The sequence below is a fragment of the Telluria antibiotica genome (genome assembly GCF_011682055.1).
Lineage (GTDB): Bacteria > Pseudomonadota > Gammaproteobacteria > Burkholderiales > Burkholderiaceae_D > Telluria > Telluria antibiotica.
This window is the reverse complement of record NZ_JAAQOM010000003.1, coordinates 319015-335565: the sequence shown is the minus strand read 5'-3', so window position 1 is coordinate 335565 and position 16551 is coordinate 319015. Positions and strand designations below refer to the sequence as shown.

The 16551-nt window shown below is 64.0% G+C and carries 11 protein-coding genes and 4 tRNA genes; 1 reads left to right on the top strand and 14 read right to left on the bottom strand.

Going from position 1 to position 16551, the window contains the following annotated elements; genetic code table 11:
- Positions 1 to 65: 65 nt before the first annotated feature.
- From rpoB to HAV22_RS06730, 12 genes are all read right to left on the bottom strand, one after another.
- Positions 66 to 4175, bottom strand: a complete 4110-nt coding sequence (rpoB, locus tag HAV22_RS06785) for a DNA-directed RNA polymerase subunit beta (RefSeq protein WP_166857842.1) — start codon at positions 4173 to 4175, stop codon at positions 66 to 68.
- A gap of 279 nt (positions 4176 to 4454) precedes the next feature.
- On the bottom strand, positions 4455 to 4832 hold the full coding sequence (gene rplL, locus HAV22_RS06780) for a 50S ribosomal protein L7/L12 (RefSeq protein ID WP_135190423.1): 378 nt from the start codon (positions 4830 to 4832) through the stop codon (positions 4455 to 4457).
- 52 nt (positions 4833 to 4884) lie between these two features.
- Entirely contained in the window at positions 4885 to 5409 is a 525-nt protein-coding gene (gene rplJ / locus HAV22_RS06775; RefSeq protein ID WP_166857840.1) for a 50S ribosomal protein L10, read from the bottom strand.
- 338 nt (positions 5410 to 5747) lie between these two features.
- On the bottom strand, positions 5748 to 6443 hold the full coding sequence (gene rplA, locus HAV22_RS06770) for a 50S ribosomal protein L1 (RefSeq protein ID WP_166857838.1): 696 nt from the start codon (positions 6441 to 6443) through the stop codon (positions 5748 to 5750).
- 1 nt (position 6444) lies between these two features.
- Positions 6445 to 6876, bottom strand: coding sequence for a 50S ribosomal protein L11 (gene rplK / locus HAV22_RS06765; RefSeq protein ID WP_036239070.1), 432 nt, complete (start codon positions 6874 to 6876; stop codon positions 6445 to 6447).
- 112 nt (positions 6877 to 6988) lie between these two features.
- The gene (nusG, locus tag HAV22_RS06760) at positions 6989 to 7603 is read right to left on the bottom strand and encodes a transcription termination/antitermination protein NusG (protein ID WP_166857836.1); all 615 of its coding nucleotides are present in this window, start codon (positions 7601 to 7603) and stop codon (positions 6989 to 6991) included.
- The gene (gene secE / locus HAV22_RS06755) at positions 7603 to 7992 is read right to left on the bottom strand and encodes a preprotein translocase subunit SecE (protein ID WP_166857834.1); all 390 of its coding nucleotides are present in this window, start codon (positions 7990 to 7992) and stop codon (positions 7603 to 7605) included. The genes nusG and secE overlap by 1 nt, the downstream gene beginning before the upstream one ends.
- Before the next feature lie 37 nt (positions 7993 to 8029).
- Positions 8030 to 8105: transfer RNA gene (locus tag HAV22_RS06750), tRNA-Trp, on the bottom strand.
- A 111-nt stretch (positions 8106 to 8216) separates the two neighbouring features.
- Positions 8217 to 9407 carry an elongation factor Tu gene (tuf, locus tag HAV22_RS06745; RefSeq protein ID WP_166857832.1) on the bottom strand — a complete coding sequence of 397 codons (1191 nt, stop codon included), beginning with the start codon at positions 9405 to 9407 and terminating at the stop codon, positions 8217 to 8219.
- Positions 9408 to 9488: 81 nt separating this feature from the next.
- Positions 9489 to 9563 (bottom strand) — tRNA-Thr (locus HAV22_RS06740).
- A gap of 12 nt (positions 9564 to 9575) precedes the next feature.
- Positions 9576 to 9649: transfer RNA gene (locus HAV22_RS06735), tRNA-Gly, on the bottom strand.
- 50 nt (positions 9650 to 9699) lie between these two features.
- Positions 9700 to 9784 (bottom strand) — tRNA-Tyr (locus tag HAV22_RS06730).
- A 203-nt stretch (positions 9785 to 9987) separates the two neighbouring features.
- On the opposite strand from HAV22_RS06730, the gene HAV22_RS06725 reads away from it, so the two are divergent.
- A complete protein-coding gene (locus HAV22_RS06725; RefSeq protein ID WP_166857830.1) occupies positions 9988 to 13227 on the top strand; it encodes an EAL domain-containing protein in 3240 nt (1079 codons plus the stop codon).
- Here the strand turns inward: HAV22_RS06725 and HAV22_RS06720 are convergent.
- Together HAV22_RS06720 and HAV22_RS06715 are read right to left on the bottom strand one after the other, a co-directional pair.
- Positions 13193 to 14788 (bottom strand): HDOD domain-containing protein, encoded by a 1596-nt coding sequence (locus tag HAV22_RS06720; RefSeq protein ID WP_308789199.1) that lies wholly within the window; start codon positions 14786 to 14788, stop codon positions 13193 to 13195. The two genes, HAV22_RS06725 and HAV22_RS06720, sit on opposite strands and share 35 nt — an antisense overlap.
- 6 nt (positions 14789 to 14794) lie before the next feature.
- Positions 14795 to 16429 (bottom strand): tetratricopeptide repeat-containing response regulator, encoded by a 1635-nt coding sequence (locus HAV22_RS06715; RefSeq protein ID WP_166857829.1) that lies wholly within the window; start codon positions 16427 to 16429, stop codon positions 14795 to 14797.
- Positions 16430 to 16551 lie beyond the last annotated feature (122 nt).

Genomic DNA, 16551 nt, shown 5'->3' with positions numbered 1-16551 from the left:
GATTGAATTCTTTACTTCTAACCGCGCTCCGCTCGTTGCGGCGGAGCGCGGTTCCGTACTAGCGATTAGTTGCGCTCGAGGTCGATGTCGATACCCAGCGAGCGGATTTCTTTCACCAGCACGTTGAACGATTCCGGCATACCTGCGTCGATCACGTGGTCGCCCTTGACCAGGTTCTCGTACACCTTAGTACGGCCGTTCACGTCGTCCGACTTCACGGTCAGCATTTCCTGCAGCACGTACGATGCGCCGTACGCTTCCAGTGCCCACACCTCCATCTCACCGAAGCGCTGGCCACCGAACTGGGCTTTACCACCCAGCGGCTGCTGCGTCACGAGCGAGTACGGACCGGTCGAGCGGGCGTGCATCTTGTCGTCGACCAGGTGGTGCAGCTTCAGCATGTGCATGAAGCCCACGGTCACCTTGCGCTCGAACGCTTCGCCCGTGCGGCCGTCGTACATCGTGACCTGGTTCTTCGACGGGGTCATGCCCAGGTGGGTCGCGATCTCGTCCGGGAACGCCAGGTCCAGCATGCGGCGGATTTCTTCTTCGTGCGCACCGTCGAACACCGGCGTCGCGAACGGCACGCCGTTCTTGAGGTTGTGCGCCAGTTCGACGATTTCCTCGTCGCTGAAGTTGTCCAGGTCTTCCTTCTTGCCCGTTTCGTTGTAGATCTTGCCAAGGAAGGCGCGCAGCTGTTCGGTCTCGGCCTTGGCCTTGATCATTTCGCCGAGGCGCAGGCCCAGACCTTTCGCTGCCCAACCCAGGTGGGTTTCCAGGATCTGACCGACGTTCATACGCGACGGGACGCCCAGCGGGTTCAGCACGACGTCGGCCGGCGTACCGTCGGCCATGAACGGCATGTCTTCCACCGGCACGATACGCGAGACCACACCCTTGTTACCGTGGCGGCCTGCCATCTTGTCGCCCGACTGCAGGCGGCGCTTGACGGCCAGGTAGACCTTGACCATCTTCTGCACGCCCGGCTGCAGCTCGTCGCCCTGCGTGAGCTTCTTGCGCTTCTCTTCGAACGCGAGGTCGAACTGGTGACGCTTCTCGTTGATCGACTCCTTCATCGCCTCCAGTGCGTTGGCGGTTTCGTCGTCGGCCGGACGGATGTCGAACCAATGGAACTTGTCCAGGTCGTCCAGGTAGGCCTTGTCGATCACGGCACCCTTCGCCAGCTTCTTCGGACCGCCGTTGACGGTCTTGCCGACGAGCAGACGCTCCAGACGCTGGAACGCGTCGCCTTCGACGATACGCAGCTGGTCGTTCAAGTCCAGGCGGAAGCGCTTCAGCTCGTCGTCGATGATCTGCTGGGCGCGCTTGTCGCGCACGATGCCTTCACGCGTGAACACTTGAACGTCGATCACGGTACCGACCATGCCCGACGGCACGCGCAGCGACGTGTCCTTCACGTCCGAAGCCTTCTCGCCGAAGATCGCGCGCAGCAGCTTCTCTTCGGGCGTCAGCTGGGTTTCGCCCTTCGGCGTCACCTTACCGACCAGCACGTCACCGGCCTGCACTTCGGCGCCGATGTAGACGATGCCCGACTCGTCCAGGCGAGCCAGCTGGTTTTCCGCCAGGTTCGAGATGTCGCGGGTGATTTCTTCAGGGCCCAGCTTGGTGTCGCGTGCGACGACCGACAGTTCCTCGATGTGGATCGAGGTGTAGCGATCGTCCTTGACGACGTTTTCCGAGATCAGGATCGAGTCCTCGAAGTTCAGGCCGTTCCACGGCATGAACGCCACCAGCATGTTCTGGCCCAGTGCCAGTTCGCCCAGGTCGGTCGAGGCGCCGTCGGCGATGACGTCGCCACGTGCCACGCGATCGCCCACTTTCACGATCGGACGCTGGTTGATGTTGGTGTTCTGGTTCGAACGGGTGTACTTGATCAGGTTGTAGATGTCGACACCGACTTCGCCAGCCTGCGCTTCTTCGTCGTTCACGCGGATCACCACGCGGCCGGCGTCGACGTAATCGACGATACCGCCACGGGTCGCCTGCACGGTCGTGCCCGAGTCGACTGCCACGGTGCGCTCGATGCCGGTACCGACGAAGGCTTTTTCCGGACGCAGGCAAGGCACGGCCTGGCGCTGCATGTTGGCGCCCATCAGTGCACGGTTCGCGTCATCGTGCTCGAGGAACGGAATCAGCGACGCTGCCACCGACACGATCTGGCCCGGGGCCACGTCCATGTACTGGATGCGTTCCGGCGACACGAGGATGGTTTCGCCGGCTTCACGTGCCGACACGAGTTCGTCGACCAGCTGGCCCGCTTCGTTGATCTGCGCGTTCGCCTGGGCGATGATGTAGCGGCCTTCTTCGATCGCCGACAGGTATTCGATCTTGTCGGTGACTTTCGAACCTTCGACCTTGCGGTACGGGGTTTCCAGGAAGCCGTATTCGTTCAGGCGGGCAAACAGTGCCAACGAGTTGATCAGGCCGATGTTCGGGCCTTCAGGCGTTTCGATCGGGCAGACGCGGCCGTAGTGGGTCGGGTGCACGTCGCGGACTTCGAAGCCGGCGCGCTCGCGGGTCAGGCCGCCCGGGCCCAGTGCGGAAACACGGCGCTTGTGCGTGATTTCCGACAGCGGGTTGGTCTGGTCCATGAACTGCGACAGCTGCGACGAACCGAAGAATTCGCGGATTGCGGCCGAGATCGGCTTGCTGTTGATCAGGTCGTGCGGCATCAGGTTGTCCGCTTCGGCCTGGCCGAGGCGTTCCTTGACGGCGCGCTCAACGCGCACGAGGCCGGCGCGGAACTGGTTTTCGGCCAGCTCGCCCACGCAACGCACGCGGCGGTTACCCAGGTGATCGATGTCGTCGACTTCGCCGCGGCCATTGCGCAGCTCGACCAGGATCTTGATCACGGCCAGGATGTCTTCGTTCGACAGCGTCATGTCGCCGACCAGTTCATCACGGCCGATGCGACGGTTGAACTTCATGCGGCCGACGGCCGACAGGTCGTAGCGTTCCGGGCTGTAGAACAGGCCGTGGAACAGCGCTTCCACCGATTCTTCGGTCGGCGGTTCGCCAGGACGCATCATGCGGTAGATCGCGACGCGGGCCGCGGTCTGGTCGGCGGTGTCGTCGGTGCGCAGCGTCTGCGAAATGTAGGCGCCCTGGTCCAGGTCGTTGGTGTACAGCGTCTGGATCGCGTCGATGTTGGCGTCGCGCAGCTTGCCCAGCAGCTCGTCGGTCAGCTCGTCGTTGGCGTTGGCGATGATCTCGCCGGTGTCGCCGTCGACGACGTTCTTCGCCAGCACGCGGCCGATCAGGTAGTCTTCCGGCACCGAGATGTGGGTGATGCCGGCGTTCTCGACGTCGCGCACGTTCTTGGCGTTGATGCGCTTGTCTTTCGTCACGAGCGTCTTGCCCGATTTCGGATCGACGATGTCGAAGCGCGCGACTTCACCGCGCAGGCGCTCGGCCACGAATTCCAGTTCCGCGCCTTCCGAACGCAGGTTGAAGTTGTCGAACACGAAGAAGTTCGCGAGGATCTGCTCCGGCGTCATGCCGATGGCTTTCAGCAGGATCGTCACCGGCATCTTGCGGCGGCGGTCGACGCGGAAGAACAGGATGTCCTTCGGGTCGAACTCGAAGTCCAGCCACGAGCCGCGGTAAGGGATGATACGTGCCGAGAACAGCAGCTTGCCCGACGAGTGCGTCTTGCCGCGGTCGTGCTCGAAGAACACGCCCGGCGAACGGTGCAGCTGCGAGACGATCACGCGCTCCGTGCCGTTGATGACGAACGAACCGTTGGCGGTCATGAGCGGCAATTCGCCCATGTACACTTCCTGTTCCTTCATTTCCTTGACGACCGGCTTGGTCGGCGATTCCTTGTCCAGGATCACCAGACGCACCTTGGCGCGCAGCGGCGACGCGAAGGTCAGGCCGCGTTGTTGGCATTCCTTGACGTCGAAAGCGGGGTCACCCAGCACGTAAGAGAGGAATTCGAGGCGCGCAAACCCGTTGTGCGACACGATCGGGAAGATGGAGGTGAAAGCCGATTGCAGACCTTCGTTCTTGCGTGCGGAGGGCCCAGTGTCCGCCTGCAGGAAATTCTCGTAAGACTCCAGCTGCGTAGCGAGGAGGTAGGGAACGTTGTGAACGTTGGCGCGCTTCGCGAACGACTTGCGAATGCGTTTCTTCTCAGTAAATGAGTAGTGCATGGACACTCCGTGAGTGACAGAAAGGATGAGAATTCAGGAATTGCCAGTGGTTACGCCACCACATGCAAGGCCTCAAATCTCGCCGCGATCCGCCGGGTGATTAGGAACCGGTGCTGCTGTGTTACGATAATGCCGTGCTGCAGTGCTTCTAAAACGGTACTGCTCGTTTTGTCGTAGGGACGACAAAAGAGCCAAAGCCGCATACCCCACCTTCCGGCGGGGGTCTGCGCGCTTTGACTCCGGCGCCGGGCGCTGATTCCAGCGCCCTTTGCATATGTATTACTTGAGCTCGGCCTTGGCGCCAGCTTCTTCCAGCTTCTTCTTAGCGGCTTCAGCGTCAGCTTTCGGCAGGGCTTCCTTGACGGTCTTCGGTGCGCCGTCGACCAGGTCCTTGGCTTCTTTCAGGCCCAGACCGGTGATTTCGCGGACGGCCTTGATGACGCCGACCTTGTTCGCGCCGACTTCAGCCAGCACGACGTTGAATTCGGTCTGCTCTTCAGCAGCCGGTGCACCAGCGGCTGCGCCGCCAGCTGCCGGAGCTGCCATTGCAGCTGCCGAGACGCCGAATTTCTCTTCGAATGCCTTGACCAGGTCGTTCAGTTCCATGACCGACATTGCGCCAACTGCGTCCAGGAACTCTTCTTTGCTAATTGCCATTTGAAACTCCAAATTTTTGATGTGTGATTAGTACTTGAGCAAAAAGGCTTGCTTATTCTGCTGCAGCGGCTTCTGCCGGAGCTGCGGAACCTTCGCCTTTTTGTGCTGCGATTGCAGCCAGAACTCGTGCAAAGCCGGACACCGGAGCCTGCATGACGCCCAGCAGCTGGGCGATGAGGACTTCACGGCTCGGGATGCTTGCCAGCGCGGTGACGCCAGCGACATCCAGGTTCTTGCCAGCGTAGTTACCACCCTTGACCACCAGTTTGTCGTTGGTCTTCGAGAAGTCGCTGAGCACCTTGGCTGCTGCGACGGCGTCGTCCGAGATCGAGTAGATCAGCGGACCAACCATGGTCTCAGCCAGCGGTGCGAACTGGGTGCCTTCCACAGCGCGACGAGCCAGCGTGTTCTTCAGAACACGCAGGTACACGCCCTGCGAACGAGCATTTGCACGGAGTTTCGTCAGAGCACTAACCTGGATGCCACGGTACTCGGCGACGACGATCGTTTGCGCGGTTGCTACTTTTGCGCTAACTTCTTCGACGACGACCTTTTTGTCATTCAGATTAAGACCCACGGTCAATCTCCTTAAATGATGTGAGGGACGTCCCCCGCATCGGTTCGAACACGGCGTCCGAAGTTAAGAAGTACGACAAAAGCATCGACTACAAAACTTGTTCGGGTTCGCCATCTGCGTTGGGTTGGTGTATTAACCTCTTGCCTGCCTGCTGCATTCGGCCCAACGGTCTTTGATTGCCTGGCGGGGTTCAGTCCGCCAGCCCAAAGATCCGCCCCACGATGTTCTGCAGGGACTTAATTCTTTTCGAGGTCTGCATGGTGGGCTCGGGGAGTCCACCCTACGATCCATCGACAGCCGCAGGGTGGGCACCCCGTGCCCACCAAACGTTACGTCTATTAAGCAGCCAGGGTAGCGTGATCAACACGCACGCCAGCGCCCATGGTCGACGAGATCGCGACCTTGCGCAGGTAGATACCCTTCGACGAAGCCGGCTTGGCCTTGTTCAGGGCGTCGATCAGCGCGACCAGGTTGGTCTTCAGCTGTTCGTCGCTGAACGACTTGCGGCCGATCGTGGCGTGGATGATACCTGCCTTGTCGGTACGGTACTGGACCTGACCGGCCTTGGCGTTCTTGACGGCGCCAGCGACGTCCGGGGTCACGGTGCCGACCTTCGGGTTCGGCATCAGGCCGCGCGGGCCCAGGATCTGACCCAGGGTACCGACGATACGCATCGTATCCGGCGAGGCGATCACGACGTCGAACGGCATGTCGCCGGCCTTGACGCGCTCTGCCAGGTCTTCCATACCGACGATGTCGGCGCCGGCGGCTTTAGCCTGCTCGGCCTTTTCGCCTTGTGCGAACACGGCGACGCGGACGGTCTTGCCCGTGCCAGCCGGCAGGACGACGGAACCACGGACGACCTGGTCCGATTTCTTCGGATCCACGCCCAGTTGCACGGCGACGTCGATCGACTCGTTGAACTTGGCGGTTGCGAATTCCTTGACGATTGCGACGGCGCTATCGAAAGCGTATGCCTTGTTGCGATCGACCTTGGCTTTGATTTCTTTGACGCGCTTGGACAGCTTGGCCATATTAGATACCCTCCACCGTGATGCCCATCGAACGAGCCGAGCCGGCCACGACGCGCACAGCGGCGTCCAGGTCAGCGGCGGTCAGGTCCGGCTGCTTGATTTTTGCGATTTCTTCAGCCTGGGCACGGGTCAGCGTGCCGACCTTGTCGGTGTGCGGCTTCGGCGAACCTTTGGTGACGCCCGAGAACTTCTTGATCAGGTACGTTGCCGGCGGGGTCTTCATCTCGAAGGTGAAGGACTTGTCCGCGAAGGCGGTGATCACGACGGGAATCGGCATGCCCGGTTCCATGCCTTGGGTCTTGGCATTGAAGGCCTTGCAGAATTCCATGATGTTCAGACCACGCTGGCCGAGGGCCGGGCCGATCGGAGGGGACGGGTTTGCTTTACCAGCCGGCACTTGCAGCTTGATAAAACCGACGATTTTCTTTGCCATGATTGGCTCCTATGTCGATTGAGTGGTAGCGCTCCACCTGTACCACTGCTTATCAGGCGGAGCTCCTCTTATCGGATTCCGCCTTGCTGCTGCGACGCTCCGATTCGGCGTTTTAGACTTTCTCCACCTGCCCGAACTCCAGTTCCACCGGAGTCGCGCGGCCGAAGATGGTGACAGACACACGCACCTTCGATTTTTCGTAGTTGACTTCTTCGACGCTGCCGTTGAAGTCGGTGAACGGGCCTTCCTTGATGCGCACCTGCTCGCCCACTTCGTACAGCACCTTAGGCCGCGGCTTCTCGACACCTTCCTGGACCTGCTGCATGATCTTGTCGATCTCGCGCGCCGGAATCGGGGTCGGCTTGTTGCTCTTGCCGCCGATGAAGCCGGTGACTTTCGGCGTGTTCTTCACGAGGTGCCAGGTCTCGTCGGTCATTTCCATCTCGACCAGCACATAACCCGGGAAGAAGCGGCGCTCGGACACCGACTTGCTGCCATTCTTGACCTCGACCACTTCTTCGGTCGGGACCAGGATCTGGCCGAACTGTTCTTGCATGCCAGCGCGCTCGATGCGATCAGTCAGGCCGCGCATCACGCTCTTTTCCATGCCGGAATAGACATGCACGACGTACCAGCGCTTGTTGCTGACCGGAGTACTCAGCGGCGCACCAGCGTTTTGTGCCGGGGCGTCACCCGGCACGTTATCTTGCTGAACGTTATCGCTCATTATTGTTTCCACCCCAGGATCACGTCGTACATCAAAAATTCCAGAATCTTATCCGTGCCCCACAGGAAAATTGCCATCACCAGCACGAACCCGAACACCACGGCGGTGATCTGTCTCGCTTCTTTGCCGGTAGGCCATACAACCTTCTTCGTTTCACGTACGGATTCCTTCGCGAAGCCCAGGAAATCGCGGCCGGTCGTCGAAGTCCACAACAGCAGGACGGCAATAGCCAAACCAGCCACGAGTGCGCCTGCGCACATCAGGGCTGGTTTGTTCTGGCCTTTCAGAATGAAAAAGCCGACCACACCTGCAATCGTAGCAACCACTGCCAGCGCGACCTTGAACTTGTCGTTCGAGGTGCCGACGGTTTGCACGGATTGATTAGACATACTTAATTTACTTTCGGGTGCCTGGCACCGAATTCGGTGGCAGGGGCGGAGGGCATCGAACCCCCAACCTTCGGTTTTGGAGACCGACGCTCTGCCAATTGAGCTACGCCCCTACAAAAACTTCTAGTTGAATCGAGCATTATACGCGACATGGATACTTCGCGCAACACTCTATTGTTGGGCGGAACAGAATCGTTCCGCCCGGAGGTACTACCAAATACTACTTAGGCCAGGATCTTGGCAACCACGCCGGCGCCGACGGTACGGCCGCCTTCGCGGATTGCGAAGCGCAGACCTTCTTCCATCGCGATCGGAGCGATCAGCTTGACGGTGATCGACACGTTGTCGCCCGGCATGACCATCTCTTTATCGGCCGGCAGAACGATCGAACCGGTCACGTCCGTCGTACGGAAGTAGAACTGCGGACGGTAGTTGTTGAAGAACGGGGTGTGACGGCCGCCTTCGTCCTTCGACAGGACGTACACTTCGCCCGTGAAGTCGGTGTGCGGCTTGATCGAACCCGGCTTGGCCAGAACCTGACCACGCTGGACGTCTTCACGCTTGGTGCCGCGCAGCAGCAGACCGACGTTGTCGCCAGCCTGACCTTGATCCAGCAGCTTGCGGAACATTTCCACGCCGGTGCAGGTCGTCTTGACGGTGTCGGTGATGCCGACGATTTCGATCTCCTCGCCGACCTTGATGATGCCGCGCTCGACACGACCGGTCACCACGGTACCGCGGCCCGAGATCGAGAACACGTCTTCCACCGGCATCAGGAAGGCGCCGTCAACGGCACGTTCCGGCGTCGGGATGTAGGTGTCCAGTGCTTCGGCCAGACGGATGATGCAGTCTTCGCCCATTTCGCCGGCTGCACCTTCCAGTGCCATACGAGCCGAACCCTTGATGATCGGCAGGTCGTCGCCCGGGAACTCGTACTTCGACAGGAGCTCGCGCACTTCCATTTCGACCAGTTCCAGCAGTTCTGCGTCGTCGACCAGGTCGCACTTGTTCAGGAACACGATGATGTACGGAACACCCACCTGGCGAGCCAGCAGGATGTGTTCGCGCGTCTGCGGCATCGGGCCGTCAGCGGCCGAGCACACCAGGATCGCGCCGTCCATCTGGGCGGCACCGGTGATCATGTTCTTGATGTAGTCGGCGTGGCCCGGGCAGTCGACGTGTGCGTAGTGGCGGTTGGCCGTCTCGTACTCGACGTGTGCGGTGTTGATCGTGATGCCGCGCGCTTTTTCTTCCGGAGCCGCGTCGATCTGGTCGTAGGCCTTGGCTTCGCCGCCGAACTTCTTCGACAGAACGGTTGCGATTGCAGCCGTCAGGGTGGTTTTGCCGTGGTCAACGTGACCGATGGTGCCGACGTTCACGTGCGGCTTGGTCCGTTCGAATTTACCTTTTGCCATTCTAGACTCCTAAGATCCTAACGATATTGAAAATAACCAGGCACACCTGACGGTCGATGCTGCGGACTGCCGTACAAATTCTGGTGCCCTTGACGTGGATTGAACACGTGGCCTCTCCCTTACCAAGGGAGTGCTCTACCACTGAGCTACAAGGGCTTATTTTGAAACTGGAGCGGGTGAAGGGAATCGAACCCTCGTCATAAGCTTGGAAGGCTTCAGCTCTACCATTGAGCTACACCCGCGCGAGGCACCTCAGCTTCAACATTCGATTCACTACACGATCAACGCTTTTTGGTGGTGGGGGCTGGATTCGAACCAGCGTACTCAGAGAGGGCAGATTTACAGTCTGCTGCCTTTAACCACTCGGCCACCCCACCGCGAAGAACCGCAGAGTATGAAGCAAGATAACAACTTCGTCAACTGCTTTTGCCTGAACTGATCAAACGCAAACAGTGTCGCTGCTTCGGGGCGTGATTGTAACGGCCGGAGTACAAGTCCGCAAGGGCTGTTTGCAATAAACGCACCAGATCGGGCGCTGCGGGCATTTGGCGTACACTGTACTGACATCAGAGGCCACCCGATGGACCCGAATCGCACCGGCAACCACGACCTGCAGGGGCCCCGCCCATGGCTGGCCAACCTGGCGACCGTCGCCGTCTACGTCGGCGCCCGTTTGCTCAGCCACGCGCTGGACCTGCCGGTCGGCTACGCCACGCCCGTCTATCTGCCGGCCGGCGTCGGCTTCGCATTGGCGGTCGTGCTCGGCTGGCGGATCCTCCCCGGCATCGCCGTCGGCGCCCTGCTGACACACCTGCGCGACGGCTGGATCGCGACCGGCACGGCGGCGTGGATCGCCGTGGTCGCGACACTCGTCGCCACGGCGGGCTCGGTGGCGCAAGCCTGGATCGGGGCGCAAGGCTTCCGCCGCCTCGTCGACCCGGCGCTCGGCACGGCACGCGACGTCGCGGCCTTCCTTGTGCTGGCACCGCTGTTCTGCCTCGTCAACGCCACCGCCAACGTGACCGCGCTGTACCTGCTCGGCATGCTGGAAGCGCCCGAGCGGGCGCCGACCTGGATCAACTGGTGGGCCGGCGACACCGTCGGCGTCCTGCTGGCGGCCCCGCTCGTGTGGATCGTGTGCGGCGAGCCACGCGCGCTGTGGCGCCGGCGCGCGCGGCTGGTCGCGCTGCCGCTGCTGCTGACGGCCGGCGTCGTCATCGTCGCCTACGAGCAGACCGTGCGCTGGGAGCACCAGCAATACCTGCAGGCATACCGGCTGAAGGCGCAGCAGGTGGCCGACGAGCTGCAGGCCGAGTTGCGCGAGCACGAGCGCTTCGTCGGCACGTTCGCGCGCGCGCTCGGCGCGGAGGACAGGTTCATGGAGCGCGACCGCTTCCTGCGCACGGCCAGCGGCTACGTCGACGGCCGCCCCGACATCACCGCCATCAACTGGCTGGTGCCCGTCTCGAACAACGAGCGCACCGCGTTCGAGACCTGGGTGCGCATCAACGTCGATCCCGATTTCCCGGGCCTGCGCGACCTGGACGTGAAAGGCCAGCTGCATCCGGCCCCCACGCGCCCGAGCTATCTGCCCCTGCTGTACACGTGGCCGCCCGTGAACACGATGGTACGTGGCATGGATTTCCTGGCGGCGCCGGAACGCGCCGACGCCGCGACGCGGGCGCTGACTGCCACCGCGCCCGTGGCCAGCGGCCCGATCCGTCTGGTGACGACGGGCGGCAAAGGCATCGCCCTGTTCCGCGCCGTGCGGGAACCGGGCCGGCCCCTGCTGGGCATGCTCGCCCTGATCCTCGACACCCAAACGTTCGTCCGGCAGGCCGTGCGGCACGCCGGCTTTCCCGGCTTCGACGTGAGCCTGGCCGACACAACGGCGGGTGCCGCCCCGCGCGCGCTGGCGGGCGACCCGGGCCGCCATGCCGGCAACGCCGACTATACGGTCCAGCTGGCGTACGGCGGCCGCACGCTGCAGCTACGCTTCTCGCCCACGGCCGCGTACATGGAAGGCGAGCGCGGCCTCGCCAGCTGGATCGTGATCACGACGGGCCTGCTGCTGGCCGCGCTGCTGGGCGCGCTGATGCTGATCGTCAGTGGCGAACGGGCGCAGATCGAGGCGCAAGTGGCGGACCGCACGGCGCGCCTGCAGGCCATCCTCGACAATGCGGCCGACGCCATCGTCACCGTCGATGCGCATGGGCAGGTGCTGTCCGCCAACCGCGCCACGGCCGCGCTGTTCGGCTACCCGCTGATCCACCTGCCCGGCCTCGCGTTCACGACGCTGGTACCGGGGCACGGCGACGAGGACGGCCCCGCCCTGCTGGCACGCCTGGCCGGCAGCGCGGCGGACGAGCGCCAGCTGGGCGGGCTGAACGCGCAAGGCGAACCGCTGCCGCTGGCCGTGGCCGTGTCCATCGTCGACCTGGCGGGCGAGCGCCTGTTCGTGTGCATCCTGCGCGACCTGACGGAGCAGCAGCGCGCGCAGGCGCGCATCCACCGCCTGGCCCACCACGACCCGCTGACGGGCCTGGAGAACCGGTACGCGCTCGGCATGCGCCTGGAGCAGCAGCTCGCGCAGGCGCGGCGCGCGCGCCAGCCGCTGGCCGTGCTGTTCATCGACCTCGACCACTTCAAGAAGATCAACGATTCGCTGGGCCACCAGGCCGGCGACGAACTGCTGACGGGTGCCGCCGCGCGCATGAAGGACCTGCTGCGCAACGTCGACACCCTGGCCCGCCTCGGCGGCGACGAATTCATCATCGTGCTGGGCGGCCCGCTGTCGCCGGACAGCGTGCGGTCGGTCGCCGTGCGCCTCGTGGAATCGCTGCAGCAGCCCTACCGCCTCGGGGGCACGACGGCGCACAGCGGGGCCAGCGTGGGCATCGCGCTGTTCCCGGACGACGGCGAAGATCCGGACACGCTGCTGCGCCACGCCGACATGGCGATGTACGCGGCCAAGCGCGAGGGCCGCGGCAATTTCCAGTTCTTCTCGCCCGCGATGAACGCGGCCACGCACGAGCACCTGATGCTGGAAAACCGCATGTGGGCGACATTGGAAAACGGCGGCTTCGACGTGCACCTGCAAGCCCAGGTCGAACTGGCCACGGGCCGCGTGATCGGCGCCGAGGTGCTGCTGCGCTGGCACGACGAGGAACTGGGCACCGTCGACCCGGGGCGCTTCATTCCCATCGCCGAGGACTCGGGCCTGATCCTGCCGCTCGGCGACTGGGTATTGGCGCGCGCCATGGCCCTGCTGGCCGAGTGGCAGGACGACGGCCTCGATCACCTGCGCCTGGCCGTGAACCTGTCGGCGCGCCAGTTCACCGGCGGGGCGCTGCTGTCACGCCTCGACCAGCTGCTCGACGAACATGCGATCGACCCGGCGCGGCTGGAACTGGAGATCACGGAATCGGCCGCCATGCGCGACCCGGAAAACACGCGCCTCCTGCTGCTGCAGCTGCGCGCGCGCGGCTTCAAGCTCGCGATCGACGACTTCGGCACCGGCTATTCGTCGCTGGCCTACCTGAAGCTGTTCGCGATCGACCGCATCAAGATCGACCGCGGCTTCGTGCGCGACATCGAGACGAATCCGAACGATGCCGCCATCGTCGACGCGACCATCGGCCTCGCCCATGCGCTCGGGCTGGGCGTGATCGCGGAAGGGGTGGAGACGCAGGCGCAGCGGGGCTTCCTGCGCGACCGGCGCAGCGACGAGGCGCAGGGCTTCCTGTTCGGGCGGCCGATGCCGGTGCGCGAATTCCGCGACTTCGTCAGGGCGCAAGCGCAGCCAGTACCTGACCTTTGAGCGCCTTGATGAGCGCAGTCTCGTCCGCCGGCACGCCTTCCGGCGCCAGCTCCGTGCGGTCGGCGTAGAACAGGCCCAGCTGGACCTTGCCCACGACCAGCGGCAGCACGATGAAGCTCTGCGCATCCGGCAGCAGGGCCTTGTGCCAGGCCGGCAGCAGGGCGCGGATCTTGGCGCTGCGGGCGTCCGAGATCATCAGGTCGGCGTCGTTTTCCATCGCCAGGTGGAACAGGTCGCGGCCGCCCTTCTCCCCGCCGGCGGGTGCCAGCGGAAACGCGAAGCCGTCCTGCACGCGCGTCGCCCCGAGCCCGAACGAGGCGCGGGCGCGGTACTGGCCGGCGCGCACGTCCTTCAGCACGACCGTCGCGAAGCGGAAGCCCAGCGCCGTGTACAACGTCTCCAGCACGGCCATGACGACGTCGTTGACCTTGTGCTGCCCGGAGGCGCGCATCTGCGTGACATCCTGCACGCCGGCCAGCAGCAGGTCGCGTGCGTTCTTCGGCTTGCCGCTCGGGTAGGCGCCCTGCTCTTCTTCCTTGCCCCCGCCCAGCGTCGCCAGCAGCAGCACGTTGGGCAGTCCGTTCTTGTCTTCGTCCGGCGCGCGGCGAGGCACGGGCTGCAGGTTCATGCTTTGCAACAGGCTCGTCATTTCGAACGCCACCGACTCGAACAGCTCGTCCAGCTCGGCCGCGCCGAGGTTCAGCGCCGTGCCGTAGCGCGCCAGCAGCGCCTGCGCTTCCGGCGTGTCGGACGGCGTGGCGGTCTTGGCCATCAGGCGCGCGACCTCGAGGCTGAACGACGCGACCTGGCGCATCCATTCGCCGCGGTTGACGGCCACTTTCAACGCGCCGGGATCGAGCGGGCGCTGGGCGCGCACGATCACGTCCGGGATCTTCCACTCGCCCAGTACGGCCTCGGACAGCGCGTCGAGGCTGCAGCCGAGGATCATCTGCGCGGCCTGCGCGGGCGTGTGCTTGCCGGTGCCGAGGAGGGCCTGGATTTCGCGGTAGCGGTCGTGCTCGTGCGACGCCACCAGCAGCGCGCCCAGATTCTTGAACAGCGCGCCGATCGACGCTTCCTCGGCGCCCTGGTAAAAGCTGTGGCGCGCCATCTCGCGCCCGACGAGGCTCGCGCACAGCGATGCCTCCAGTTCCACGCGCACGCTGTACGCATGGTCGCTGCTGGCGAGCGCGTCGACGAGCAGCATCGCCAGCGCGACCGTGCGCACGTTGTCGAAGCCCAGCAGGGAGATCGCGCGCGACACGGTCGTGACGGCGGTGCCGGCCGCCGTGCGGTAGCGCACCGTGTTCGCGAGGCGCAGCACGCGCTGCGTGAGCGCGACGTCGGACAGCACGTAGTGCGCGAGGTCGTGCGTGCCCTGGTCGTCCGACGTGGACATCTGCACGACGCGCGCGACGGCGCTGCCGAGCGCGAACATGTCGTCGTCGCCGCAGACCTTGTGCAGCAGCGCGGCGCGCACGCGGCGGCCGTCCGGCGGCGGGCTTGGAGTGGCGTTGGCCATGGGGGCGGAAGCGGCGGCGGCGCCGATCACTGGAATCATGATGGATCAGCCGGCCTTCTTCAGGCGCGGGCCCTTGTCGTATTTCTTGAGGATCTGCTGGTGCATCCCGGCCAGCGCGGGCAGCTTGGGATTGACCGGGTCGAGGCGGCGCACGCCGGTGATCAAGCCGAGCGCCTGCTGGCCGAGGCGGTCGTCCCAGCCTTCGTGGTCCAGGCATTTCAACACCGCCAGCGCGGCGTTGAACACGACCTGCGGATTGTCCGGCAGCTTGGTCGCCGCTTCCTGCATCAGCACGACGGCGCCCTTGTAGTCGCCTTCCTTTGCCTTCGCGGCGCCGCTGGCGACGAGGTCGATGACTTCCTGGCGGCTCTCCATCGCCAGCTTCTGCGCCATCTCACCCTGGCCCGCCTGCTCGAACACGGCCATCGCGCGCGCCATCGCGGCGCCGTTCTGCGCATTGCGCATCACGTCGCGCACGATCTCCACGGCGCCCTCCTGCATGCCGTTGTCGATGCAGGTGCGGGCCAGTTCCAGCTTGAGCTCGGGGCGCAGCTCGGGCGCATCGCGGTTGGCCACGAGCGCCGTCTCCAGCGATTCCGCCAGGCGCGCCTCGTTGCCCGTGTACTCGTGCACGAGGCTCGACGCGATCGCGCTGCACAGCGGCGTGTTCTTCTGGAAGGCCATCGACTTGTCGAGGTCGCGGATGACGGCCGCGGCCTGCACGGGGTCGCCCTTGCGCACGAGCGTCTGCACGAGGCGGACGTGATCCTGCGGGTCCTTGAATTCGGAGTACTTGGCCTTGCTGACGACCTGCTTGAGGACCTTCTCCGCGGTGTCGTGGTCGCCCGCCTCGAGGGCCGTCTCGCCCAGCTTGCGCAGCCGGCGCACGGCGTGCGGCGACACGGCCACCGCGTCCGCCAGCACGGCCTGCGCCGCGCCCAGCGCGCCGGCCGCCTCGTGGGTGCGCGCAAGCCAGTCGTAGGCGTCGAGGAAGTTCTTGTTGCTGTCGACGAGGTCCTCGAGGATGTCGCGGGCCTCCTCGTAGCGCTCGCGCAGGACCAGTGTCTTGGCCAGGCCCAGGCGCGCCCAGGCGATGGCCTTCGTCTCGATCAGCTTGCGGTAGATCGGTTCGGCCTCGTCCGGCTCGCCGAGGAACATGTGCAGCTCCGCGCGCAGGCGCAGGAAGTCGACGAAGTAGCGCGGATGGCGGGCCTCGCCCTCGATGCACGCGTCGATCGCCTCGCGCTGGCTGCCGGCCTCCATCAGTTCATAGACGGGCAACAGCGCATTGCGCCGCTCCAGGCCGCGCGCGATGCGTTCGAGCAGGCGGTCGGCCGTGAACGGCTTCAGCACGTAGTCGGTGGGCCCAAGTTCGGCGGCGCTGACGACCTTGCCGTAATCGCCTTCGGCCGTCACCATGAAGAACATGGTCGACAGCGGCATGAGCTTGTGATGACGCACGTCCTCGAGCAGCTGCTGGCCGTCCTGGCCGCCTTCCAGCCCGTATTCGCACAGGATCAGGTCGTACTGCTTCAGGCCGAGGTGCTTCACGGCCTGGTTCGACCCGCCCACGTGGTCGATCTTGTTCAGGCCGCACATGTTCAGCATGTTGTGGATCGTCGAGCGCATACCGGCGTGCGGTTCGATGATCAGCGCCGTCAGGCCTTCGAGTTCGTTCATATCCCGGTTTTCCGTGTGTGCCTGCGCTGGGCAGGGCGGGTTGCATGGACCCGCAGTTTTACCGAGTATATTACGCCCAGGGAACAGAATTCTTGAATTTCACCCGCATGCGGCGGAGAAGA

Excerpts from the sequence above, each read along its gene's own strand:
- rplL (WP_135190423.1), bottom strand. The coding sequence starts at position 4,832 with ATGGCAATTAGCAAAGAAGAGTTCCTGGACGCAGTTGGCGCAATGTCG.
- nusG (WP_166857836.1), bottom strand. The coding sequence starts at position 7,603 with ATGAGCGATAACGTTCAGCAAGATAACGTGCCGGGTGACGCCCCGGCA.
- rpoB (WP_166857842.1), bottom strand. The coding sequence starts at position 4,175 with ATGCACTACTCATTTACTGAGAAGAAACGCATTCGCAAGTCGTTCGCG.
- HAV22_RS06715 (WP_166857829.1), bottom strand. The coding sequence starts at position 16,429 with ATGAACGAACTCGAAGGCCTGACGGCGCTGATCATCGAACCGCACGCC.
- rplK (WP_036239070.1), bottom strand. The coding sequence starts at position 6,876 with ATGGCAAAGAAAATCGTCGGTTTTATCAAGCTGCAAGTGCCGGCTGGT.
- rplA (WP_166857838.1), bottom strand. The coding sequence starts at position 6,443 with ATGGCCAAGCTGTCCAAGCGCGTCAAAGAAATCAAAGCCAAGGTCGAT.
- HAV22_RS06720 (WP_308789199.1), bottom strand. The coding sequence starts at position 14,788 with ATGATTCCAGTGATCGGCGCCGCCGCCGCTTCCGCCCCCATGGCCAAC.
- tuf (WP_166857832.1), bottom strand. The coding sequence starts at position 9,407 with ATGGCAAAAGGTAAATTCGAACGGACCAAGCCGCACGTGAACGTCGGC.
- secE (WP_166857834.1), bottom strand. The coding sequence starts at position 7,992 with ATGTCTAATCAATCCGTGCAAACCGTCGGCACCTCGAACGACAAGTTC.
- HAV22_RS06725 (WP_166857830.1), top strand. The coding sequence starts at position 9,988 with ATGGACCCGAATCGCACCGGCAACCACGACCTGCAGGGGCCCCGCCCA.